Source organism: Wolbachia endosymbiont of Onchocerca volvulus str. Cameroon (assembly GCF_000530755.1).
In the GTDB taxonomy this organism is placed as follows: Bacteria; Pseudomonadota; Alphaproteobacteria; order Rickettsiales; family Anaplasmataceae; genus Wolbachia.
In genome coordinates this window covers 499,099-524,924 of the sequence record NZ_HG810405.1, presented here as the reverse complement: position 1 = coordinate 524,924, position 25,826 = coordinate 499,099, and the positions used below count along the sequence as shown (strand labels likewise).

At 31.5% G+C, this 25,826-nt stretch carries 15 protein-coding genes; 9 read left to right on the top strand and 6 right to left on the bottom strand.

All coding sequences use genetic code 11. From position 1 onward, the window contains the following. The first annotated feature begins 357 nt into the window (after positions 1-357). Complete coding sequence (locus WOVOC_RS02105; protein WP_025264169.1) at positions 358-549, top strand: hypothetical protein; 192 nt, start codon at positions 358-360, stop codon at positions 547-549. Between the two features lie 131 nt (positions 550-680). Here the strand turns inward: WOVOC_RS02105 and ychF are convergent, their stop codons facing one another. Next, on the bottom strand, positions 681-1,775 hold the full coding sequence (ychF, locus tag WOVOC_RS02100) for a redox-regulated ATPase YchF (protein ID WP_025264168.1): 1,095 nt from the start codon (positions 1,773-1,775) through the stop codon (positions 681-683). Between the two features lie 1,042 nt (positions 1,776-2,817). Between ychF and WOVOC_RS02095 the strand changes: the two genes are divergently transcribed. From WOVOC_RS02095 to WOVOC_RS02070, 5 genes are all read left to right on the top strand, one after another. Then, positions 2,818-4,098 (top strand): CCA tRNA nucleotidyltransferase, encoded by a 1,281-nt coding sequence (locus tag WOVOC_RS02095; RefSeq protein WP_025264167.1) that lies wholly within the window; start codon positions 2,818-2,820, stop codon positions 4,096-4,098. 1,584 nt (positions 4,099-5,682) lie between these two features. Then, complete coding sequence (locus WOVOC_RS04195; protein WP_410543188.1) at positions 5,683-6,558, top strand: Mrp/NBP35 family ATP-binding protein; 876 nt, start codon at positions 5,683-5,685, stop codon at positions 6,556-6,558. A 52-nt stretch (positions 6,559-6,610) separates the two neighbouring features. Beyond that, positions 6,611-7,768: a 2-octaprenyl-6-methoxyphenyl hydroxylase gene (ubiH, locus tag WOVOC_RS02080; protein ID WP_025264166.1), complete on the top strand. Its 1,158-nt coding sequence runs from the start codon at positions 6,611-6,613 to the stop codon at positions 7,766-7,768. A 226-nt stretch (positions 7,769-7,994) separates the two neighbouring features. Further along, on the top strand, positions 7,995-9,185 hold the full coding sequence (locus WOVOC_RS02075) for a multidrug effflux MFS transporter (protein ID WP_458695116.1): 1,191 nt from the start codon (positions 7,995-7,997) through the stop codon (positions 9,183-9,185). A 1,783-nt stretch (positions 9,186-10,968) separates the two neighbouring features. Further along, the gene (locus tag WOVOC_RS02070; protein WP_025264164.1) at positions 10,969-12,273 is read left to right on the top strand and encodes an adenylosuccinate synthase; all 1,305 of its coding nucleotides are present in this window, start codon (positions 10,969-10,971) and stop codon (positions 12,271-12,273) included. 1,661 nt (positions 12,274-13,934) lie between these two features. Here WOVOC_RS02070 and WOVOC_RS02065 read toward each other — a convergent pair. Continuing rightward, positions 13,935-14,663 (bottom strand): type I glutamate--ammonia ligase, encoded by a 729-nt coding sequence (locus WOVOC_RS02065; protein ID WP_025264163.1) that lies wholly within the window; start codon positions 14,661-14,663, stop codon positions 13,935-13,937. Between the two features lie 319 nt (positions 14,664-14,982). Between WOVOC_RS02065 and dnaA the strand changes: the two genes are divergently transcribed. Together dnaA and WOVOC_RS02055 are read left to right on the top strand one after the other, a co-directional pair. After that, the gene (dnaA, locus tag WOVOC_RS02060) at positions 14,983-16,374 is read left to right on the top strand and encodes a chromosomal replication initiator protein DnaA (protein WP_025264162.1); all 1,392 of its coding nucleotides are present in this window, start codon (positions 14,983-14,985) and stop codon (positions 16,372-16,374) included. Positions 16,375-16,412: 38 nt separating this feature from the next. Beyond that, the gene (locus tag WOVOC_RS02055) at positions 16,413-16,679 is read left to right on the top strand and encodes a hypothetical protein (protein ID WP_025264161.1); all 267 of its coding nucleotides are present in this window, start codon (positions 16,413-16,415) and stop codon (positions 16,677-16,679) included. Positions 16,680-16,818: 139 nt separating this feature from the next. On the opposite strand, the gene WOVOC_RS02050 is transcribed toward WOVOC_RS02055, so the two are convergent. Further along, the gene (locus tag WOVOC_RS02050) at positions 16,819-17,346 is read right to left on the bottom strand and encodes a phospholipase D family nuclease (protein ID WP_025264160.1); all 528 of its coding nucleotides are present in this window, start codon (positions 17,344-17,346) and stop codon (positions 16,819-16,821) included. A gap of 26 nt (positions 17,347-17,372) precedes the next feature. Continuing rightward, positions 17,373-18,866, bottom strand: coding sequence for a UbiD family decarboxylase (locus WOVOC_RS02045; RefSeq protein ID WP_014869245.1), 1,494 nt, complete (start codon positions 18,864-18,866; stop codon positions 17,373-17,375). A 1,784-nt stretch (positions 18,867-20,650) separates the two neighbouring features. Here WOVOC_RS02045 and WOVOC_RS02035 point away from each other — a divergent pair. Further along, complete coding sequence (locus tag WOVOC_RS02035) at positions 20,651-21,412, top strand: DsbA family protein (protein WP_025264159.1); 762 nt, start codon at positions 20,651-20,653, stop codon at positions 21,410-21,412. A 712-nt stretch (positions 21,413-22,124) separates the two neighbouring features. On the opposite strand, the gene WOVOC_RS02030 is transcribed toward WOVOC_RS02035, so the two are convergent. After that, on the bottom strand, positions 22,125-24,785 hold the full coding sequence (locus WOVOC_RS02030) for a 2-oxoglutarate dehydrogenase E1 component (RefSeq protein WP_025264158.1): 2,661 nt from the start codon (positions 24,783-24,785) through the stop codon (positions 22,125-22,127). Between the two features lie 581 nt (positions 24,786-25,366). Next, positions 25,367-25,450, bottom strand: coding sequence for a GIY-YIG nuclease family protein (locus WOVOC_RS04760; RefSeq protein WP_410543194.1), 84 nt, complete (start codon positions 25,448-25,450; stop codon positions 25,367-25,369). Between the last annotated feature and the right edge of the window lie 376 nt (positions 25,451-25,826).

Genomic DNA, 25,826 nt, shown 5'->3' with positions numbered 1-25,826 from the left:
TTTTTAGGTATGTGATTAGCACCGAGGAACGTGATACAAGAGAGTTTCTAAATGAGAGATTCCGCATAGTGATACTAGTTGCTTTCTTTAATAGGCTTCAAACAATGTACAAGATCAAGTTCACAATATTCATGAAATCTTAATATTAACTTTATTAGTTTCAAGCTAATTTTAGAAATTAGTAGGTATTTTAGTAAAAAAATAAAAGAATAGAAGAAGAGAAAAGTAAAATAAAAAATATACACATACACAGTAATGGTAAAAATAGTAGCAATTCAGAAAAATGATAAGTAATAGAAAAGCTACTACTTTGAAAAGTTTGCAATGTGTAACATTGAGGTTGGTTGAGTGTACAAGATGAGTCTAGAAAAAAAACTAAACTATACTGTTGTTTTAAATATAAATTCTAATCAAGTTGATGTTAAGAAATCAGCTATTGTTAGTAAAGATGTTGGACCAAAGGGTATTTTAGAATTAACTAAACAAAACGAAGCTATACTTATAAAGAGTGAAGCTTCGCATGGAGTTTTAGGAGAATGTCTAAAGTAAGTGCCATATATGTAAGAATATAGTTATAGTTATGTTTGGCTTTGGTATGCCTAGCTCTACTATTGACTAGAGAATAGCTGTAGGAGGTAGAGTTTTTTCCTCAAAAAGAACTGTTGCTAGTATCGGGTATGTTAAGCCTTGAACCTAAAGTGTATTATATCACCATCTTGTACAATGTAATCTCTACCTTCGAAGCGGATTTTGCCTGCATTTTTGCAAGCTGATTCGCTTCCATATTTTATATGGTCTGCAAAGCTTATAGTTTCTGCTTTTATGAAACCTTTCTCAAAATCAGAGTGAATTACACCTGCTGCTTTATCAGCTGTCGATCCTATTTTTATCGGCCAAGCGTGTGCTTCTTTTGGCCCCACAGTAAAAAAAGTTATCATATTCAACACTTCATATATAATACGAGCTATTCCATTGAGTCCTGACTCTTGTAAGCCAAACTCTGATAAAAAACTCTGTTTTTCTTTTTCGTCTTCGAGATTTGCAATATCTGCTTCAAGTTTTGCTGAAATACAGTAGAATTTGCTCTTGCTCTCTTCTGCTATTTTTTCTACCTTTTTAGATAGTTCATTACCAGTTATGATACTTGAGTCTTCAACATTACAGACATATATAACTGGCTTCGTTGTCAGCAATTGAAGCAATTTCATTTCATCTTCATCTATGTTTCTTAAACTTCTTGCAGGTTTACCAAATTTCAAGCTAGCTAAAACCTCCTGCATTAAATCAAGTTGTTTCTTCTGCTCTTTATCACCTTGCTTTGCTTTTCTTTCTAGTTGAGGTAGTCTCTTTTCTATGCTATCAATATCGGCTAGAATTAATTCCATCTCCACTACTTCAGCGTCTGATATTGGATCTATTTTATTGTGCACGTGGCTGATATTGTCATCCGTAAAACACCTAAGTAGATGAATGATGGTATCAACTTCTCTGATGTGACTTAAAAACTTATTACCGAGTCCTTTGCCTTTACTTGCACCTCTTACTAAGCCTGCGATGTCTACGACTTTTAACTGATTGTAGATTATCTTCTCTGAATTAACTATCGCTGCAATTTGCTTCAAACGTTGATCTTTTACTGTCACTTTGCCAATATTAGGTTCGATTGTACAGAAAGAATAATTTGCAGCTTCAGCTATGCTTGATTGTGTAAGTGCATTAAATAAAGTTGATTTTCCTATGTTTGGTAATCCTACTATGCCACAGTTAAAGCTCATATTTGCTGTAAAAATTATAATTGTTGTACAATTTAAAAATTTTTGCTATACTTAATTATTAAGTTCTTATTTAGATAGAAACAATTAATATTATAGAGGAAAAACTGTGACTACAACTGATAAGTGGAGATTGTCAAGTAGCTATATGGTGTTAAAAATTTAAAAAGGCTGAGGAGCTTAAAACAGTGAATGGTATTCTTTAAGTGATTAGCTTTTGTCTTGGTAAATTCCATACTGGGAAGGTGATTATCAATGAAAGCTGTTTTTTTTTACTAATTTAAACAGGGTTTAAGTAATTAAGAGAGATAGTTGTAGGAGGTTTGTATAAAACAAACCTGCTAAAGTAGTTTACAAGTGCAATCGGCAATGATTTTGATGAGGTCAACGAGTAAATTTATAAGAATCGTGAAATTATGTATGATTAATGTATCAATACTACTGGAGAAGATGAATTCTAGAGTGCCTTAATGTTAAAAGTAGAATACTTTATAAAAAAAGTTGTGTGAAAATTACATATTGTAGAAAATTCAAATAAATAGAACCTGTTTTTGCATCAATTGATAGATGATACAGGGTTCAAAAAATATAGATAAATATAAGTAAGGCTAATTATAACGACAGTGATGTTTTATATATAACAAATAAAGGTAGTGCTCATTTCGAACCATTGATTGATAAAAATGGAAGTTGAATAAAACGAAGGCAAGAAGACTTTCACTAGTAAAAAAAAACTTCAGTTAAGTGAGGATCTTAATAATGTTATAACGTTTTAATGTATAATGGAAAGGAGAAGTCGAAAAGGTATCTGAGAAAATATTGGCAAAAAATGTTAATGAATATAATAGGTAGGTTATAAAACGTTCCAAAGAACAAAACTTTTTTAGGCCCGTCATGTAATAGCAGTATAGAAGAATTAAAAGTGACGTTCCATCAACAGCACAAATACTTTGTAAGATAAATCTTCATAGTCCTATGTATTTTTGTGTATGACTTTTTACAGATATTTTATATAGTATGAGCTGCAATATTATTACTAATCTAAATGCAAGTTGTTGACTATGAAACCAGTCTAATTATTAATGCCGTAGAAGAGTTTGGTGGTGAAATAAGGCTTGTTGGTGGATGTGTGAGAGATTCAATTCTACAGCGCAATGTTCATGATATTGACTTAGCCACTAATCTATTTCCTGGTCAAGTGATTGAAGCACTAAAACTACGTAACATAAAAGCTATTCCAACCGGCTTGAAACACGGAACTGTTACTGCAATTTTAAACAGAAGATCCTTTGAGACTACAACACTAAGATGTGATATTAAATGTGATGGTAGACATGCAAAAGTGGAATTTACCAACGATTGGAAGGCTGATGCTTCAAGGCGTGACTTTACATTTAACGCTCTATATGCAGATAAGTACGGTCATATATATGATTACTTTGGTGGTATTCAGGACTTAAAAGCACGAAGGTTAAATTTTGTAGGTGATGCTGAAGGCAGGGTTAAGGAAGATTATCTGCGTATTTTAAGGGTGTTTCGTTTTCACGCTAAAATATGCGTTGGAGACTTGAGTGATGAAATATTGGATGTATGCAAAAGGCATTCACACATGATTCAAAACCTTTCTGGAGAGAGAATAAGAGAAGAAATGTTTAAGTTGCTGGAGTGCGACAATCCGGTTATGACTCTTAAGAGTATGCAGAAATCTGATGTTTTACAAAAAATTATTCCGAAAGAAGTAAAATGTGAAATTCTATCTTCGCCACTTCTTATTAATACTAAACTTCTTGCAGAGCCATCTGTTATTTCAGCATGTGATACTGTAATTCATACATCTTTCCTAGGTCCCAATGTTAGCTACTTAGATGATATCAAACCAATTGACGCGCTAACAAAATTAGCATTACTTCTTAGAACTTCTGAAAAGAATGATCAGGTGCATCTTGGAGAATATGTAAGCAAGTTTTTACGTTTTTCGAACAAGCAAAAGAAAAAGCTATTATTTTTATTATCCAACAATATCAAAATAGAGCTTTCGGAAAGGAAGCAAAAAAAATACATATCTTTCTTTGGTAAAGAATTATATTGCGATTTAGTGAAAATTTATGGTGTTGAGTCTGGAAAGAATATTGACAAATATATTGAGTTTGCCAAAGCGTTTGATATTCCAGAATTTCCTTTGTCTGGTAATGATTTGGTAAACATAGGTCAACAACCAGGAAAAAGTTTAGGTAAAAACTTAGAATTACTAAGACAACATTGGGAAAATAGCTCCTACACTTTAACAAAAGAAGAGTTGTTATTCTATGCTAAGAGATTGATCTAACTACTCTTTGAGAATTTAATAAATTAACATTTACAGTATTGCTAGCTCAGCTCATAAAAAAGCTAGGCTTTTTGTAGCTGTTTTGATCGATTCCATTTTGCTCAGTGAACTCTTTGCTTATTTCTCGTAATTCTTTCTCTTTCTTTTTTCAATTTTTTTTATCTGATTATCCTTTTTAGATATGATACCTTTTTGCTTTTTGACCTTACTTTTTTCATGATTTAGTTCTATTTGTAAGCTCCTGTTTCATGAGATAAATTAAGTTTATGCTTTTTAAACCTCTTTGCTTTGAGCTACTAATTTCATATTTTCTTGATAGAATCTATTTTTCTATTATTGTGTATTTTTTACTTTTTCAACTTTTTTTTAAAATTTTTAACTACCAGATTAAAATTCTTTATTTTCTCCTTTTAAAGGAAATGTTTTATAAACGTTCAAGTTCTAATTCCTGACTTACATTCTCTAATTGTTCATTTAATTTTTATTACCATCTTTGTAAATTTTATAATGATCGCACTAAACTAATCAATTTTCATTACCTGCTTCTTTATTATCTACTCCGATGCTAGAATAATCTTTTCAGTAAATCTATCTTACTGTAGAGTAAATTTCTTCATCTTCATTCATTACCTCACTCTCTTTTTCTGCAGCTTCAGGTTTTTTAATCAAATTGAATGCTTTCATCTACTGTTTAAAGACTATCAGTATGAATCTTATCCTTTATACAACAAGCTTTAAGTAGAAATGTATATGTTTATAAATATATCAGGCCTTTTTATTGTTTTGTTAATACCTTTATTTATTATCTTAACCCTTCACATTAACTACCTGAACAGGTCAAATTTGCAGAAAAGATACTAAACTAATTTCCCATAATTCTGCTTGTTTTAATACTTTAACTCTTTTTACAATTAATGTCCTACTTCATGGATAAAAAACATGTAGAGCTAAATTGAAAATCCACTAACTATATATCCCAGTTTTAAGCATCAAGTAAGTCTCTTATACTTTTTAAGTGTCCAAAAGTGAATATATTTATGTATAGATCTAGGTTCGCTTGAGTTGTGCTACTAAAGGTAGTTATATTTTATTCTCTATCTTGTGATTATTCTATTTATTAACTGCGTTAAAAACCTCTTATGATCAGGAAAAACATAACGTTTTTCTCCTGTATTTTTGTTGATAGTGGCAGCAGAAGAATTTCTTATTATAAAGCCTCCTTGTAGATTATGGTATTAGAAACTTTGTTTAGAGTATGTGTTGCAATACTCACCTCATTATACTTTCTCCAGAAAGAAAGGAAATATTTTTAAGAAGTTATATAACGGTAAAGCTTGTGTCCAGGTAGTTAAGCTTATTTATATCTGTTCTCTCCCATTGTTAGATGATAGATAGAAATTGACTTTAAGCTATACTGTTCGTACAGTATATACTAGGTGATATTAAGTATATTTAATGATCAATTAAGGAATTGTAAAAGAGAATTTAAAAAAAGTCATAGTAGAGGAAAGTGTTGGTATAGTATCCTCAATTCTTATTAATAGTAGTAGAAATGTTAGTTTTGTTCTTGAAATTTTTGGTGACATGCAAACACCGAATGAAGAATTGAGAAAAAGTTGTGAGCAAATTGTTAAGGCCATACTAGGGGTAGGAAAGGTGACTATAGTTGCTACTAATCAAAAACAAGCTATAAAGCAGAGAGTTAAACTACATATTGATGGGGTAAAAAATATAATTGTTGTAGCTTCTGGTAAAGGAGGAGTAGGTAAGTCTACAGTTGCAATAAACCTTGCTCTTTCATTAGTAAAATTGAAACATAAAGTTGCATTAGTTGATGCAGATATATATGGTCCTTCAGTTCCTAAAATGCTTGGTGCTGAAAAATTAAAGGCGAAAATACAGGATGGCAAAGCAATACCTATAGAAAAGTATGGGTTACATACTATTTCAATTAGCTATTTTATTGATAAAGATCGTGCAGCAATATGGCGTGGACCCATGGTCACAAAAGTACTTTACAATTTGCTAATGGGAACGAAATGGTTGGATATAGAATATTTAATAATTGATACACCACCTGGAACTGGTGATGTACATCTAAGTCTGATGGAAAATTTTAACTTAACTGGAGCGGTGATAGTTTCAACTCCGCAGGAGCTTGCTTTGATTGAGGCCCGTAGAATTTACGACATGTTTACAAAGCTCAGCGTACCAGTTATTGGTATTGTAGAAAATATGAGTTATTTTATTCAAGGTAACTCAAAAATGTATGTTTTTGGAAAAGGTGGCATAAGAAAAGTATCTGAGGAATTAAGAATAAAGCTCTTGGGCAGAGTTCCTTTAGATCCACAGATATGCAGTGCTTCTGATTGTGGAAATCCCCTGATGTTAAGTGAGAATTTGATGAAGATTTATAAAAACATTGCTAAAGATATGGGGTCTTTTATATGCAATCTATAAAGGTTGTTTAAACTTTTTTAAAGTAGGTAGGATGTAATTTAAAGGTCAGCAAATGAATTATGATGTAATTATTTCAGGTGGTGGGTTACTTGGTTTTATTGCTGCCATTGGTCTCAGCAATAACTCTGTATCTGTAGCTGTGATTGAAAAAAGTAATCTACAGCATGTAATTAATGACAATCGAGTATTTGCTATTTCTCAAGGTTCGAGAAAAATATTGGAAAAATTAGGAATTTGGCAGATCATAGAAAGTGAAGCAGAACCTATACTTGATATATTCATACTAGATGAGAATAGTCCGGTTACTGTACATTATGATCATAAAATAGTTAGTGAAGAACCAATGGGCTATGTTATCAGCAATACTGCTATATGGGATGCAATCAATAATAATTTTTTGAAAAAGCTAAACATATATTCTCCACTTTCCTATAAGACAATTATTTGTGATGCAGGATATGTAGAGGTTATTCTCGATAATGACCAGAAATTAATATCGTCGTTACTTATCTGTGCTGAGGGTAAAAACTCTAAATTACCGGAGTTATTTTCTATACCGGTAATGAAATTTGATTACAAGCAAAATAGCATAGTATTTAATGTAAAACATGAATTGAATCACCAAAATTTAGCTGTAGAACGGTTTTTTCCTGGTGGTCCGTTCGCAATTTTGCCAATGAAGGGTGGCCATACTTCTTCAATAGTTTGGACAGAAAAATCTGAAGTTTCTAAAATGCTAATGAACTTAGCTGAAGAAGAATTTATCATAGAGCTCAAAAAAAGATTTGGCTCTTATTTGGGGGAAATTAGATTAGAGGGTAGAAGAAAATCTTATTCTTTGAGTTTTGCTTTTGCGAAAAGATTGTATAAAAGCAGAGTTTTGCTTATCGGTGATGTAGCACATTTGATTCATCCTGTTGCAGGTCAAGGACTTAATCTTGGAATTAGAGATATAGAAAGTATTATAAAGCAAATAACTGCTGTAAAAGCATATGGTATTGACATTGGTAGTAGTTACTTATTGAAAAAAATTTCATGTGATAGATATTGTGATAATTTTACTATGGCGCTTGCAACTGATTGGTTAAATAGGATCTTTTCTAACAGAGTATTTTGCGCTAAAACACTGAGAAATCTTGGCTTAATGGTAGTTGAAAATTCAAATTTCCTCAAAAAACGCTTTATTCGTTACGCTATGGGGTTTAGGTAAGATTTATATGTCAAAGACCTTGACTGAGGTGAATTTCAGTGTTTCTTTACTTCTGTTGTTTAAGCTGACTCTTTATCTCAGAGAAAACTCTTTTCTTTTTCTCCACTTCTTCTTAGGCAAAGTTATCCTTCGAATAGCTATCTTCAGTTCTAGTAGTGATAAACTAATGTACTGATTAGGGAAAATTTATTATAATAAAGCTTCTGTAGCTCAGCGAAGCAATTAAGTGGCAATACAAAATATTATCTCTCTTATCATGATACTATCTGTAGCAATTGCCGATATAGCAACTGACCTATATTTAGTCGCATTACCGAGTATTGCTAATCATTTTAAGGTAGAAGGCAGTGTAGTGCAGCTTACTATTAGCTTAAACTTAGTTGGATTTGCGATATCTGGACTAATTTATGGTCCGCTATCTGACTATTATGGTAGGCGTCCGATCATGCTAATTGGTATGACAGTTTTTACTTTGGCGAGTATTATGTGTTGTATGGTTAATAATATTGTGCTCTTAATACTAATTCGCTTTATACAAGGAATAGGAGCTGGTGTTACAGGTGTTGTTGGGTATGCAGCAATAAAAGATATATACTCAGGTAGTGAGTATTCGAGGATGATTTCAAAATTAAATATGGTGGTAGCACTTTCACCTGGAATAGCACCAGTGGTAGGTAGTTATATAATTTCACACGGATATAACTGGAAATTTTTGTTTCTTATTATATCACTAGCAGCAATTATTATGCTTATTTTTATTTACTTTAAGTTACAAGAAACACTTGCTGTAAGTAAAAATAAAATTAGTATAGCTAATTTGCTTGTTGATATTTTCAAGCAATATATATCGATGTTTAGAAATTATCGTTTTCTTGGATTTTCGGCTATTCATGGATTAACTTTTATGTGGCTTTGGGCGTATGTTGCTAACTACCCTTTCATATTTGAGTCTATTGGTGTTGAAGTACAGTATTTCGGTTATTTCATATCAATCATAGTTATATTTTTCATAATCGGAGCTTTGGTTAATAGAAAGTGTGTGCCAGAAATAGGTGTTAGCCGAATGTTAATAATAGGTTTAATATTGCCAATAATACCTGAGAGTTTATTGGCGTATTTTTACTCTATAAACAAATTAAGTATGTTTGTTCTTCAAATTATTTGGATTCCAAGTAATATAGGTCTTGCACTTGTAATAAGTAATAATGTAACTTCTGCGTTGGAAACAATTAAAGGTATAGGACTTGGCAGTGGAGTTCTCTCATTTTGTAATATGATGTTCGGAGCTATCGGAATATATATAATAGGGAAGTTTTTTTCTTACTGCGTTTTGTCAAATGCACTGTTAACAATTGCATGTTCTACAACTGCACTTCTTATATACTGTTTACTTGAATATACTAAAAAGTATTCTTAAGCCTAATAACGAGAGGTAGTCAAAGCCTAACTAAGATAAAAAGGTATTTATTCAAAAGTGTGATTAATATATAAATATTGAAGTGAAAATTCTTTCATAAGAATAGCTGATACCTAAAATACGGAAAACTTAATTTTAATTAAGTGACTGCATTTAGATTACAGTGCCTAGCATATAGATCTACTGTTTAAGTATCAAGATAAAGGTTATTATTTTTTGTTGTGGTATTTAAATAAACGATGATTTTCCTCATTACAGCAATTAAAGAGATTTTAACAGTCCTGCGGAGAGTTACTAAACGCTGGTAAAGTATTTTTCGTTTTTCTGTTACGGATAGATAGTAACCATAACAGACGACATGTATAATACTTTTTAAGTATAAAATCTGTCGCCTATAATTTATAATTTGCTAACTTTTTATATAAATCGTACAATAATTAAATTATGTTGTTTTTAATACGAAAATTATATGCCTGATTATGAAAGTTTGACACAAGGACAAAAGGATTAGTACAATAAATCATTGTATGTACTGTTTACTAGAGCAAAGTTATCACTAACAGAAAAATATATAATTAGGAGAGCTATTAAGACGATTAAAGAAAATAAAAAAGAAGCTCACCATATTGTAAAACGCTCTAAAAAATGATTTACTGTAAGTTATTTTTATCAATTTAGATATAATCGAAATTCTTAGCTCTACTGCGTAAGTATCAATGTTTGTTTTTTTTGTAATTCATGATGATGAAGATTATTACGGGGAGTTGATTTTTTTTTAAAAAATTAAAGATAATTACAGATACTTTATCTAATATTATCAATATTTTTGACTATAGTTAGTATAACTATAGCTACTGCATTGACAATTAGAATTATTACTCTAAGTGACATTGAATATACGAGATCAAAGTCTAGTGTTAAATTAAGTGTTCTGGAAGATAAAGTAGCATATAATATTAGCTCTATTAAATAGCTATTTGTAATCTTGCCCAGAGAAATGAAGAGAAAATTTAGAGTCTTTTTATGAAAAAAGGGTGTTCAATAAACCATACTATACTATGTTGGGTTCAAAAAAGGTGAGTAGTAAATTGTTCGATGTCTTCTACTTTTTCGAGATTAGTATTTATGGCAATATACAATGTAAAGTCTAAGAGAGCTGATCAGCTTTCATGTAACTGTTTTTATACTATATGTATATGCACTTCTACGATGTACAATACGATGCTACTTGTAATAATATTATACTAACGCTAGCTATAACTGGTTGAAATGCTGCTTTTGGAGATTTTATGAAAAATTTTTTATCAAATATCTATTACACAGTTTTATTTCAGTAGAAGAAAGATTATCAGCACGTTTGGTTCTTGCTCGTTGATTTTTTCTATCAACGGAAGTTAATTCTATAGCAATTTCTATCAAGAAATTTTGAGCTTTTTCGCCACTTCCACATGCAGGTTGTTTCTATATGAAGATCTTTATTGTTTTTTATACAATAAACTATCAGTTTTTGTAGATTCTATATAAGAGGTATCTTTCTGGATTTTGAAACTCTAAGTATTTTATTCAACATTGAGATGAGAGTTTCTTGTTGTTTTAATCTGCAGAAATTAGAGATAATTAAATACCTTCAGCTTTATGATAAAAGGGCTACATAATTTGTCGAGAAATTTTTAAATACACTTTACTAAAAGTTTATTATATAGCTATGCAGTAGTAGGTTTATTTTATCCTTGTCATTTGTAGTGTACTGCATTAATATTTACATGTTGATCAGAAGGTATTGATGAATAACATTGTAATTGTCGGCTTACAGTGGGGTGATGAAGGAAAAGGTAAAATGGTAGACTATCTTTCTGAGAACGCTGGTGTGGTTGTTAGATTCCAGGGGGGAAATAATGCAGGGCATACTATAGTAGTAGATGGTGAAGTTTATAAATTAAATTTGCTGCCTTCTGCTATTTTAAGGACAAGCAAGATATCCATTATAGGAAACGGTGTTGCTCTTGATTCACATGCCCTAATCTCAGAAATAGAGTTATTAAAAACTAGAGGAATAGATGTCAACCCTAACAATTTGATGATTTCTGAAAGCTGCCCATTAATACTCAGTGTACATAAGGACAAGGAAAAGTTGTTTGAAAATTTAAACGGGAATCATAAAATTGGCACAACAAACAAGGGAATAGGACCATGTTATGAAGATAAGGTTGGAAGAAGAGCTATACGCCTTTGCGACTTAGAAAATACAGATGAGCTTAATGGAAAGATTGATACTCTTTTAAGTTACCACAATGCTATCAGAAGGAGCTTAAGCTGTCAGGTAGCAAAAAAAGGGGAAATATTAAAGGAAATTGAAGAAGTCTCAAAAAAAATTCTTCCGTATAAGAAACCAGTATGGAGAATATTGAACGATCTCATAAAAGAAGGCAAGGAAATAATATTTGAGGGCGCTCAAGGCACATTTTTAGATATTGATCATGGGACATATCCTTTTGTTACTTCAAGCAATACTGTGGCATCGCAAGCAATAACAGGTTCAGGATTCTCTTCCAATGCTTATGTTATCGGTGTAGCAAAAGCTTATACTACAAGAGTAGGCAACGGTCCATTTCCTACTGAACAAAAAAATGAACTAGGAGATAGCTTATTTTCTATAGGTAAGGAGCTTGGAACAGTAAGTAATAGGAAAAGACGCTGCGGTTGGTTTGATGCAGTTTTAGTACGTCAAGCAGTACAACTCTCTGGAGTTTCAAGTGTTGTATTAACTAAGCTAGACATTCTTGATTCTTTTGATAGAATTAAAATATGTACTGGTTATGAGTACAATGGAAGGGTGTACGATTATTTACCTGCATCACATGCAATACAGGGAAAATTAGAGCCAATATATGAAGAATTTCCTGGCTGGAAAGAAAGAATTCAGGGCAAAAGGTCGGTTAAAGAGTTACCTACAAATTTAATAAGATATATAAGAAGAGTAGAGGAATTAATAGGTGTACCAATTCATTTAATTTCAACCAGTCCAAAAAGGGAGGATGTTATTAAGCTTAGGGATTTTAAACTTTCTGAAAGAGTTCTTATATCTTAATTAACTACTACCCAGTAAAAATTGCTTGTTTAACGAAAAAGTATTTGTGTTACCTTTAGTGTGAGTTTGTTAGTTAAAATGGCTTTGTGCTATAAATTTATAGCAATGGTTAATTTAGTATGTGGAGAGGAGTGAAAGAGTTAAATTCAAGTTTAACACTTGTAGTTATTTTCAACTTAGTTAAGATTTATAATCAAAGTTAATATAAAGAAGGTTTGTTAGCTTTAAAGTATGATTGTTTATTTTGAGGTAGGTTATTTGCTGTGACTAATGAGGTAGAGAAAAGTAAAGCAGTGAGTGTGGAAAAAGTAAGTAATCTTTTTAGAAGATGATCTTGTTTCATACTTTAGAGTAGTTCTTATTTCAAATGGGATAAACAACTTGTTAAAATTAAATAATGAATTATATTCACTGAATATAATGATGCAAAAAAGCTTAAGGTAGATTATGATAATATTAAGTTACTTATGAGTAGTATTGGTGAAAATAGGAGAGAGTGGATCTTTGCATGGGAAAGAACTAAAAGCATTATAATCTTGTAGAAGATTTTTATATAACACCTGGCTTTATCAATTATGGAGAATTACGTTTGTTATTGAGCGAGTGGGATAGTAGAAGATTTTACACAACAAAATTTAGTAGACAAGATCCTCCTTTGATGATTTATGAAAAACAAAAAGAGCTTCACTACTATATTAAAAAAATCTTGAGTGGTGTGTTTATAATCTAATAATCAATAAAATTTTTAAATAAAAATATATAATTAGAATAATAAATGGAAAAGTGAGGACTTTTTGAGAAACTGTAGGTAATTAGATAGAATTAGTAAAAAAAGTGGGAAGTTACAAGCAGGTATTAGAAAAGTAGTTTTTTGAATTTACTATGAAGAAACTTTAAAGTAGATAAAATCTTCAGTGCTAATCTTTATTGGCTGTAATAGAAGTGAGCTGATTAAGGTTAGTGCTATTTTATAGCAAGAAAGAGAAGGTGGTTTTAACTTGAATTATGATTATAAATAAGGTGAGAATCATGCCTTATTGTCAAGAGAAGATAAAAAATTAATAAAAAAGTGTATGATATTAATAAAAAGTAAAGGATCTAATTCTATATTATTGTTTGATGTCATATCTAAAAGTATGTTGGTAGTAATCTTACTTCTACTACTGATAATGATTTGTTAGTTTAAACAGAAATTACTTTATAGTACGTAACAGACTGGAGTTAGAAAATCAAAAATTATGAGAAAGGTTAGAGAAAGAGTTTAGTAAACTAAAAGAAGAGGAAGTGGTATTAGAAAATTAGTTAGAAGTAACTCGTAGAGTAGCTGAGGGAAAAATTAAAGAGTTTTTAAAAGGGAAAAAAATCGCACTTTTTGAAAAACTGATGTAAATGTAAACATAGTCAGCGTATGATATTACAGTGAATGGTAAAAGGTTTGTCCGGTAGACATCTTTAAATGTAATGTTTAACTTACATATAGAAGACGGGTGTTATCTTTACAGTATAACGAAGAATTAAAAGAAACAATAAGCAATAAGTGGAAAAGATGGAGTAAAGAAATGTGTTTAACATGACAGTATGTAAAATATTTAAAAATATGATTTAATTAGTTTACTTTTTAAGTAAATATAATACCTATATGGTAGTAAAATGGTTGAGACTTATATTAAACTTTCCATCTTATACTGGGGGTCAGATGCAATTCCGTATACTCTATTTGGTGGGATGATTTTATTCTCTATCCCAAAAATGATACCTTCAATTATAGCTATAAGTACTTTTTCAAGATTGCAATCTGCTCCGGGAACGCGGTGTTCTAAGCGACATTTACTGCTGGAACTTAAAGTCCTAATTGCAGCAGTTCTATTATTCACACCCCAACTGACTGTAGTTGGGGTGTGAATATCTGGGTACTGAAATCTGAGATATGAATCATTGTTAGGAGCAAAGAATAACATATCTTTTTTCATCATAGCACATAATCCACCAATACTATAAATCAAGAAATCACTGTACTTTTGTTCACTGCAATAAAATAAGTTGCTGTTATGTAAATTAACTAAGTTAACATGCACATTTAATGCACTACCTGCTCTGTCTAAGTAAGGTTTTGCTTTAAAGGAAGTATTACCACCAAGTTTTTGTGCTGCTTCAGTAATTAATCCCTTTACTAACTCAAAGTGTTTAATTAAGTCATTAAAGTTCGTATAACAACTACTTTTTATCTCATATTGGTGTATAGAGGTCTCTTTTTCACAGAAAAAACCAAGTAAGGCTATTTTGTCTTTAGCATTACTGAGAAATAAGCACTCTTTCTCTATTCCTTCGATATAAAATTCTAGCTCAATACCAAATTGAATATAATAGTTTAAATTACTTAATATATTCATGAATTTATTTCAGTAAGTTTATATTAAGTTAGTTATATTTATACTGGCACTTTACTTTTTTGCCAATACATTCAATACTATATTTATATATGATATATTATTGTTTTTTTAGTACACTACTAAGCACTTAAGGATAAGTGGAGTTCATTTATTGAAAGAAAATAAGATTTAATTTTAGTGCTTTTATACCCTTTACAACTCATCAAAAATCACCATAATTTTTAGTGTGTATTGAGTAGTGTTAGCTTTTCACTTTGCAACAAAATTATTGATTACCTTTTGTTTTTCTGATTATTTACTTTTTTTCTTGGTGTAGTGTATGAGCTTAATTAACTCTAAGGTTTCTGCTATGTTTTTTGACCAAGTTGTTACAGTAACAGATCACAATGTTACTTGGGAAAAAATCCAGAATTGTCTTTATAATCTTTATGGGAAGGCGACATATAACAGCTGGCTAAGTTCACTTAGATTTGTCAGTAGTAGCAATGAAGAAGTTTTGTTATCTGTACCAACAAGGTTTATAAAGGAGTGGATTACAGTTCATTATATGGAGAAGATACTATCTTTATGGCAAAGTGAGGATAAAAATATACGTTCTGTTGATATTCGAGTAACCGGGGAGGAAAAGGATTTAAGTTCTAATGCTATAGCAAAGAGTAAGGAGGAGAGTAATAATCATAGCCTTGGTTCACCACTGGATCCGAGATTTACTTTTGATAACTTTGTAGTAGGAAAGCCAAATGAGCTAGCGTTTACGGCTGCGAAACGTGTGGCAGAGTCTATAATAGATCCAATATCAGGTAGCAATCCTTTGTTTCTATATGGCGGGGTAGGGCTTGGTAAAACACACCTAATGCATGCTATAGCTTGGTACATAGTCAATTCTCTTCCAGCAAAAAGAAAAGTAGTATATTTATCAGCGGAAAAATTCATGTACCAATATATTACAGCACTAAGGAGTAAAGATATCATGTTGTTTAAAGAACAATTTAGATCGGTAGATGTATTGATGGTAGATGATGTGCAGTTTATTAGTGGTAAAGATAGTACGCAAGAAGAGTTTTTTCATACTTTTAATGCATTGATAGACCAAAATAAGCAATTGGTTATATCAGCTGATAGATCTCCTAGTGATCTTGACGGAGTAGAGGAGAGAATAAAATCCCGTCTTGGTTGGGGGTTGGTAGCAGATATTAATGAAACGACTTTTGAATTAAGACTTGGTATATTGCAGATCAAGGTGGAACAAATGAATATATACGTTCCAGATGATGTCCTAGAATTTCTAGCAAAAAACATAAAATCTAATATAAGAGAATTAGAGGGAGCCTTAAATAAAGTTGTCCATACTTCATTGATCGGAAGAAGTATAACAGTAGAATCAGCCAGTGAAACTCTAGCAGATCTTCTTAGATCAAATCATAAGCCAATTACAATAGCAGAAATACAAAAAAAGATAGCTGAGTTTTTTAATATAAAAGTTGCAGATATGCACTCTAATAGAAGACTCCGTGCTCTTGTAAGGCCGAGGCAGGTAGCTATGTATTTTGCTAAAAAGTTTACACAAAAAAGTTTTCCAGATATTGGAAGGAGCTTTGGTGGTAGAGACCATGCTACTGTTATACATGCAGTAAAACAGATAGAAAATTTTATAAGGACTGACTCAAATTTTGCTGATGAAATTAATCAGTTAAAAAAAATGTTTAAGTAGACTTTTTTAAAGTTAGATTATATATAGGTCTTAGTACCATGTTTGTTAGGTTAAGAAAATGTTGTAGAGAATGTAAGTTTCTTAAATTTAATAAAAAAGTGAGTAGCCTACATAATGAAAAAGAGCAGTTTATTAATCAAAAAAGTTCAAGGAATTTTTTTAATGAAAAAATAGGTAAAATCTCGTCAACTATAATAGGGTTGATAAAAAAGGAGGAAAAAGCTGTAAAAGGTTTATTATTAGTAAAAGCTACAATATTGGAGAATATAGAAATTGATAATTATAGTGTAAAAACGATGTATTAATTGTTAAACAAGGACATAATGAATATAATAAAACAGGTTTGAACTTTGGGAAGTAGTAGAATTCATGAAAAAGATGCATAGTAAATCTTTGACATTATTATTACATTAATTAACTAAAATATCTACTTTTTGGCAGTACCTAGAAAGTATATTTGTAAGATTGAGACTGTCGTGTTTCCCAGTTTTTCACATATTGTTGAATTAGTTCAGGATAGTCTTCAATAATTAGTAGGTTCTCGGCATTACCTTTTTCAGCTGTTCTACTAAGATTGAATGATCCTGTGATGACTCTTTGATCATCAATGATTATTATTTTATTATGAGCAATCTTAGGTTTATCATCAATCCAAACTGGTATCCCACCTGCAGATAATTCATTTATTACACTATATTTTGAATAAAGTTGCGATTTATCTAAGATGACTTTGACATCAACACCACGCTTTTTAGCCTTAATCAAAGCATCCGCAACTGTTTCAAGAGTAAATGTGTACTCTTGAACTAAAATAGATTCTTTAGATCGATCTATTTCATTAATTATTGGCGTAGTACAATCTTCTTCAGGTGAAAAGCAAACTGTAGCTCTTGGACAGGGTGAAAATATAGGGCCTGCATAATAATACAGAGAAAAGCATATTAATAAAGATAAAAGGTATAAAAGCCTCACAAGCACACCAAAAGCATAGGACTACATTATAGTTTATAATCTATCAATCCATATTCCTTCCACTTTTGCGTAACTTTCCTTACTATTTCCTCACTCATTTCAATTTTTCTTCCCCACTCCCGTTTAGTTTCAGGTGGGATTTTGTTTGTTGCATCAAATCCCATTTTGCTTCCAAGTCCACTTTCAGGAGAGGCAAAATCTAAATAGTCAATTGGTGCATTTTCTATCATGATAGTATCACGCACAGGGTCCATTCTCGTTGATATTGCCCATGTTACCTCTTTCCAATTACGGATATTTATATCATCGTCAACAACTACAATAAATTTTGTGTATAAAAACTGTTTTAGAAAGGAAAATATTCCCATAACAATTCTTTTTGCATGTCCTGGATAAGATTTTTTGATTGACACTACTGCTATTCTATAAGAACACCCTTCTGGTGGCAGATAAAAGTCTACTATCTCTGGAAATTGATTGATAAGAGTTGGCACAAAAATTTCATTAAGTGCCTCGCCAAGGATTGATGGTTCATCTGGTGGCTTGCCAGTGAAAGTGCTGAAATAAATTGGATTTTTACGCATAGTAATTGCAGTAATGTTAAACTCAGGAAATTGCTCAACAGAATTGTAATAGCCGGTGTGGTCTCCGTACGGCCCTTCATCTTGATATTTATCCAAACTCACGTAGCCTTCTAAAACAATCTCTGCATGAGCTGGCACTTGAAGTGGTATAGTCTTACACTTTACAAGTTCGATGGGCTTTTTTCGCAGCAGTCCAGCAAATTGGTATTCTGACAATGTTTCTGGTAATGAAATTACTGCAGCAATAAGTGTTGCAGGATCACCACCAATCGCAGCAGCAGCAGGAAATTTTGTGTTTCGCCTTTCTTCTTTCCATCGTTTATGATGACTTGCCCCACCACGGTGTGTAAGCCAACGCATCAAAGTCGTTTTTTTATCTATGACCTGCATGCGATATATACCAAGATTGAAATTATCTTGTCTGTTTTCCGTTGGTCCTTTTGTTACCACAATCGGCCAAGTGATAAGCGGTGCAGGTTCATTTGGCCAACATGTCTGAATGGGTAGTAATGCAAGGTTCACCTCTTCCCCAGTCAGCACTACCTCTTGACATGGGGCTTTGCTCACTACTTTACTTCGCATCGATAATACGGCTTTTAATAAAGGAAACATTTTTATAGTATCTCTGAAGTTTTTTGGTGGCTCAGGAGATTGCAAAAATGCTAAAAATTTACCCAGATCTCTTAGTTTACCAGGATTTATGTTCAAACCTAAAGCTATTCTATTGATAGTGCCAAATAAATTCACTAGAACAGGAATTGGATTTTTGCCGTTTTCTGTAACAACATTTTCAAAAATGATAGCTGGTCCATTATTTAACAGAATTCTACGGTGAATTTCTGTCATTTCAAGAACTGTCGAAACCTCTTCCTTGATTCTAATCAAGTCCTTTTTTTCTTCTAAGGCTTTAATAAAGTCGCGTAGGTTGTTATACATAACTTAAAGCAAATCTTCTAGTGTAATTACGTAATATATTGCATTTTTTAATTGATTTTTGTAAATCCTGCTTGCAGTAATTAATATCCAGAATATTTACTTCTTTGATTTCATTTTCTCCACACAAACTACTTCTTTTTCTCTTCAATATTTAATAAACTCCTTTGTACTATAAGGCTTATTGCTATGCTTATTTCATAAAGTATTATGCATATCTTTTCGATCAAAAGCTAGACCTATTTAAACACCAGATTCTTTAACTGTATTTTATATCGATACTGATATTGTCGATTTTCTACATATAAATCCTATATGCTTTTATATTAATTTTTTTACAATTATATTGACATATTTAAAATATACTGTTTAAAATACTTGTTTTTCTGCATTTGCAGGCTGTTTTTTATTGTTAATTTCTGATAGTGAATGCCCATTGTTACTACCTTTTTCATCTCTTCTCTGAATGGTTTAATTCATGCTGAAAAAAATAGCACATATTCATCCATTATACTATAATGTGTTTTTCTTATTGCTTTATTCAGTGTAAAAAACATCTAATAAATCCTGTTTTTTCTAAACTCCTTGATTTAGTACTCAAGTAGCACCACCTTCAGTGATTTTAGTTGCTTTTATTATCTCTTTTTGCTAATTCCTTTTGACCTCTTTATAGTCATATAAATTTTATATACGTTTCTGGTTCTTTACATCTTCATATAAAGGGTAAACAGCATATTAAATTCATTGAACAGCAAACCATTCATTTTTCAAATGGACCTCATTAATATTTTGAATCACTAACAATCATTTACTTATTGTTTTTAGGTAATGTAGTATTTTTTCCGTTATTACATAAATCTGTAGTACCTGTTGGTGGTTGAAATTGACTTTTAAACATCTAAAATACTTTTTAGTTTCACGTGAGTCAAAAGACTTCAAACTTATTTTTGCAGTAATACGATTATGTAGTTTCTTTTATTATATATTAATTTTTAAATATCTAAGAAACTGCTGAGTCACAAATAATTAATATATGGTTTTTTGATATATCTAATACACATTCAAAAATGCTCAGTACTATTAATAATCAGATTTTTACGTAGCAAACTATAGCAACTCATTAAAAAAATATCACAGCTTATCCATTTCCATATTTATCAATCAAAAGAGGTAAATGACATAACACATCCACCCAGTTTTTTAGGTACAGCAATTCTTATGCCATCATGAAAAACCCTAGACAATAATTTTATAGGACCTCAAACTATGCCTTTAAATTGTATTTATTAAGATCTGTTTACTCAAGTAGGATTACATTAATTTTGCTAAAAGTGGTTTACGTTTTTCCACACGACGTCAATTATATTCTGCAACGAACTTAGCAAATTGGGAAAAACTTATTTTCTAAAGTAGCCGTTTCTTTTTCTCTAGCAATTATTAGCCCACTCATATAATTTACTGCAGCATATGTTAAAATTGTGTTCCGCGATTATAAAATAGTCAACTTTTTATTGCGACGTCTATAATTACTATATATAGCAGTGAAAGGTAGAGCAATTTCATAATTGGTCACTCTAGAGAGCTTTAACTACCTGCATCACCAAATCTTTTGATAAATTCGTGATAATATATCTAAATTTCATTGTGCGTAAAGCTTGTACTTACAGTAAAACTGACTATAAAATACACTTAATACGAATGTTTTTATATCTTAACATAGATTCTTCTTTTGATATATAAGTAAATATGTGCTAAAAACTTCATGTTGTAGATTATTTAGTAAGTATATGTCTAGAATACAATTTTTATTGATTTTTATGTTTACAGTAGTAAGTTTGCCAGTAATAAGCAATTGGCTTTCATATCGCAACCAAACCTTAAACAATGATTGTATCGGTAAGGGAATAGATAATAACTATGTGAGTAGAAACTTTGATAAGATTATAAAAACTTTCCGAAAGGAGTCAATTAGAAGTAGTTATGCTACCCTGGATGATGCAACTAAAGATAAAATCTTACAATATAAAAACAAAATATTTGACTCGGCTTATCCTTACTCAGGAAACAAAAATAGTAAAATTATAGCTGTGTGGTTCTTTGACTATTCTTGTAGCTATTGTAAAGTCATGAAGGACGATATCAAACAGTTGATTAATGACGGTAAAATTAAGTATATTTTCAGGGATACTCCAATACTTGGTAATAACTCTTTAAAGGCAGCAAGAGGTGCTTTAGCTGTCTATTTCATTGATAAAGAAAAATATTTCGATTTTTATTATGCTGCCTTAAGTTATAGGGGAGAATTTTCAAATGAAACTGTATTAAATATAGTGAAAAATATAGGGGTTAATGAAAGTGATTTTGATAATTCTATGAAAAGTAATGCAGACAAAATTGAGCAAGCGATAAACAATAGTAAACTTTTAGTAAAGGAATTAGGAGTAGGTGGTACACCTCTTTTAATAATTGGGGATAGTCTGTTTGTAGGGGTAACTAATTTGAATGTATTACGCAAGAAAGTGGATGAATTAAGCCATAAGCAAAACTAGTTATAATTTGCTACAAAACTTTATTTTTTTGTTTGACAGTACAAGTAAGCTTAAGTGTGTAAATGATAGTAAGCAACAGCAGTTTTAGTATCAGGCTAGGTAGCTGTAATTTAGTTACTTATTATGTAGATGTAGGATGTTCCAAAGTTGTAGTGCTTATACACCTTTCCTTTAGTTGAATTACTTCAACTTTATCTTTATGAGACAGATATGTTTCATTTATAGAATTAGATTTCCAGAAAATATATCTTATAGTTTTACTAGAGAGCTAGAATTTTCTACTTACTGACGTGCACAACTTATAATGGTTGTGAACAGCGCAATATCAATTGGTTTCGTTCATAAAAATAGAATAGGAGAAAGTAAAAAGCTTCTTGTTAACTGATTTAAAACCTTATGCTAATGAAAAAGATAAATAAGCACATATGTGCATAATTAAGAAAATATATACATGATGCAGTAAAGATTCGCTTAAATGGTGAAAAAAAAGCGAATATTTAGTAAGTTACTCGTGAGGTAAGTAAACTTACCAGTAAAAGGGAACAATAATCACTGCAAGCTTTGAATTTTTGGATACCTATATGCTTTGTGATACAGAAGACTATTTAGATGTTTTCTATTGATAATTATTATAGTAATAGCGAAGTAATGTTCCTTTTATGAAATTGAAATCTAGATAGCTTTCTCATTAGTACTTTGAAAGCAGCAAATACTACTTGATAACTTGCTTTAAAATTTCCTCTTGTTGCTGAATATGAACATTAACATAACCGCATGCAGGAGATGCAGCAGCAGGTCTTGCTATACACTTAGGTCTTTTTGCTTGAACATCGAGATTGAGCAATACTTCTTCTATCAACGGATTAACAAAAAACCACCCTCCCATGTTTTTTGGTTCTTCCTGACACCATACAACTTCAGCGTTTTTATATTTTCCAAGCTCATTGCTTAGTTTATTAGCAGGAAATGGATAAAATTGCTCTAATCGTATTATTACTATATCATTTATTTTTTGTATCTCACATGCTTCAATTATATCGTAATAAACTTTACCACTGCATATTATGGCTTTGCGTATCTTGTCATCTGAAACTAAGCTTACTCTATATTCCGGAGTTACCGTGAGAAATCTTCCTTCAAAGTCAGATAGGTGAGAAACTGCTCTTTTGTGACGTAATAACGATTTAGGTGTAAACACTACTAAAGGCTTACGGAAGTCTCGATGGATCTGTCTGCGCAAAACATGAAAGTAATTTGCCGGAGTAGAGCAATTAACTACTTGCATATTATCTTCTGCACAGAGCTGCAAAAACCTCTCTATACGCGCAGAGCTGTGTTCAGGTCCTTGCCCTTCATAACCATGAGGCAAAAGTAGAACTAGACCGCTGGATCGCAACCACTTTGTTTCTGCTGACGCAATAAACTGGTCGATTATAATTTGCGCACCATTTGCGAAATCACCGAACTGTCCTTCCCAGAGCACCAATGAATACGGGGAGTCAAGACTATATCCATATTCAAAGCCCATTACAGCATACTCTGATAAAGTGCTATCTATAACCTCAAAGTGAGCCTGTTCTTTGTTTATATCATTCAATGGAGTAAACACCTCTTCTGTTACCTGATCAACGAGTTTTGAATGACGATGTGAAAAAGTTCCACGACCAGAATCTTGTCCTGACAAACGCACTTCTATTCCTTCTGTAAGTAGTGATGCAAATGCAAGGCTTTCAGCTGTTGCCCAATCTATATTACTACCAGAACTTATGCTGTCTATTCTGCTATCGAGTATTTTTTTAACTTTATTATTAATGTTAAAACTATTTGGTATATTGCTATTTATATGTACACCTAGTTTTTTTAGCTTATCTGATGGTACACCAGAATCTGTATAGTATTCGTTTAAATCATTTAGCCTTGCTTTTCTAAGTTTTGACCACAATCCACCGAACCAATCAGCTTTCTTTGGAGTATAAATCGCTGATTCAGTGAGGCTTTTATCTAATTTTGCCCTAAATTCGCTACGTAGTTTGTTTACTTCATCACTATTTAGCACTCTTTCTGCAGTTAACTTCTCTTCATACAGCGTTCCTGGAGTTTTATGCTTTGATATTACCTTGTACATGAGAGGCTGAGTGAGATTTGGTTCATCACCTTCATTGTGACCATGTTTACGGTAACATATTATGTCGATCACCACATCTTTTTTAAACTTTTGCCTATATTCCATCGCTAGATTTGTGACAAAACTTACAGCTTCTGGATTATCTCCACTTACGTGGAATACTGGTACTTCTATTAATTTTGCCATGTCAGTACAATAAAAAGATGACCGTGCGCAGCATGGATTGGCAGTAAACCCAACTTGGTTATTAATGACAATATGCACGATTCCATCCACTTTATAACCTTTAATATTACTCAAGGCCAAGGTCTCAACAACCACTCCTTGACCTGCGAAAGCTGCATCACCATGAATTGATACCCCGAGCACAGACTTCGTTTTTTGTTTAGCTCTCACTCTTCCAACCAGAACTGGATTTACTGCTTCGAGGTGAGATGGGTTAGGGCATAGACTCAAGTGTATTTTCTTGCCATTAGCAAGTATGCGATCAGATGAGTAACCGAGATGATATTTGACATCACCAGACATCTTAAGGTCACTTGGATATGCAAGATTGCCTTGAAATTCAGATAGCATTGCTGCATATTCTTTCCCAATAACTTTGGTTAAAACGTTGATTCGTCCGCGGTGAGCCATACCAAAAACTATTTCTTCAATCCCAAAAGCTATGGAATTACCAATGATCTTTTCTATTGCGACAATAACTGATTCTCCACCTTCAATAGAGAAACGCTTATGTCCAGGGAATTTTGTATGAAGAAACTGCTCGAACATCTCAGATTCAATCAAGTGCCTCAGTATCTCCTTTTTATCTTGCGAGCTTAGTGTATAAACCTGATTTTCAATTTTTTCCTGCAGCCACATTCTCTCCTTGTAAGAGGAAATATGCATAAATTCAAAACCAATATTTTTACAGTAAATATCTCTATAAACTCTAGTATCACGTGTTAGAGAGAAATTTGAATATTTCTGGTAATCTATTTCCTCATTCACGTTTGGTGATAAAGGATTGAGGTCTGAAAAAAAATGACCGTAAGATCTGAAAAAATTTACCGAATTGGAAACTGAGTCATCTACTTTAATCAGATGTTGTATACTACAGCACTTATCAACTTCTAAGTTAACTAAGAAGGTTCTGTACCAATCTTCCCCGATTGATTTATCACCTTGCAAGTAACGGCTATACATTTCCTCCACAAATTTCATATTATCACTGTAAAGGTAAGAATTGTTTTTAAAATTTGGCATAATTATATAAAAGATATCAAGTGTTTATAAGTATAACTTAGGTTTTTTAAAAAAGAACTTTTTTTGACACCTATGAGTTAAATCAGTATATCATAAATTTCCTAAGGATTACCTTCAGCATTTAACTTAACAATTTTTTTAGTAATAACTTCAGTAAATTCAGAAAAGGCTCTTTTTTTGTGTGAAAATGTAACCTTTATAGTGCCAGCAATGAAAAAACATTAAGAACTACATAAACACTGCCTAGTATAAAGCGTTAAAGAAAATGCATGATAATATATCTTATACTTAAGGTAGTGAAAACCACCGTAAAACAGCGACAGACACTACAGTCTTCTATTACTTGATTACGCAGGTAGCATTTCTCAATAATACTATATTGTGTGCTAGCAACACTTTAACTTTATTATTTTTGAAAAATACAGAAACTGACCCTATTAAGCCACCTTTATCATAATCATAAACCTTTTCTTTTTAGTAGTTTTTCTTTATTAAAAGCTGAGTTCATGTTTTTGAAATTTTTTAAAGCAAACTAATTTTACACACCATACTTCAATATCAAGCTAGAAATGACCTTGTTCTTATGTTCCAAAACTTCGTTTAACTAAATTCAACGTGATACCTATGTATAGAACTCTATTGTGTTTACTTAGAAGTATATAAATATAGTAGCTTTTTATGCTATACCCCTCTCAGCTTCAGCTACTTAGGTGGTTTCATAAGAACAACTGGAATAGCGTCATAGAAGTGCTGATATGACACCTTATTAGTAGGGATTGATTTTGTAATTTCAACGTTTATATAATTATTAACTATATATATTAAGAGATTTATTAAATAAAGAAAGAAGATAAGAGAAATCTCGTAATAGTTAATTATTTTCTAACCTTGTAATCTGATGTTCTATACTGTCTTAACTACTTTATAAGTATGCTTCAAATTATATAATAAAATCCTGAAACTAGATATAAAGTATATATAGCATATAAAATTAGATGTAAGACACAGCTATGTAATACTTTCGTTGTTCAATTTATTCAG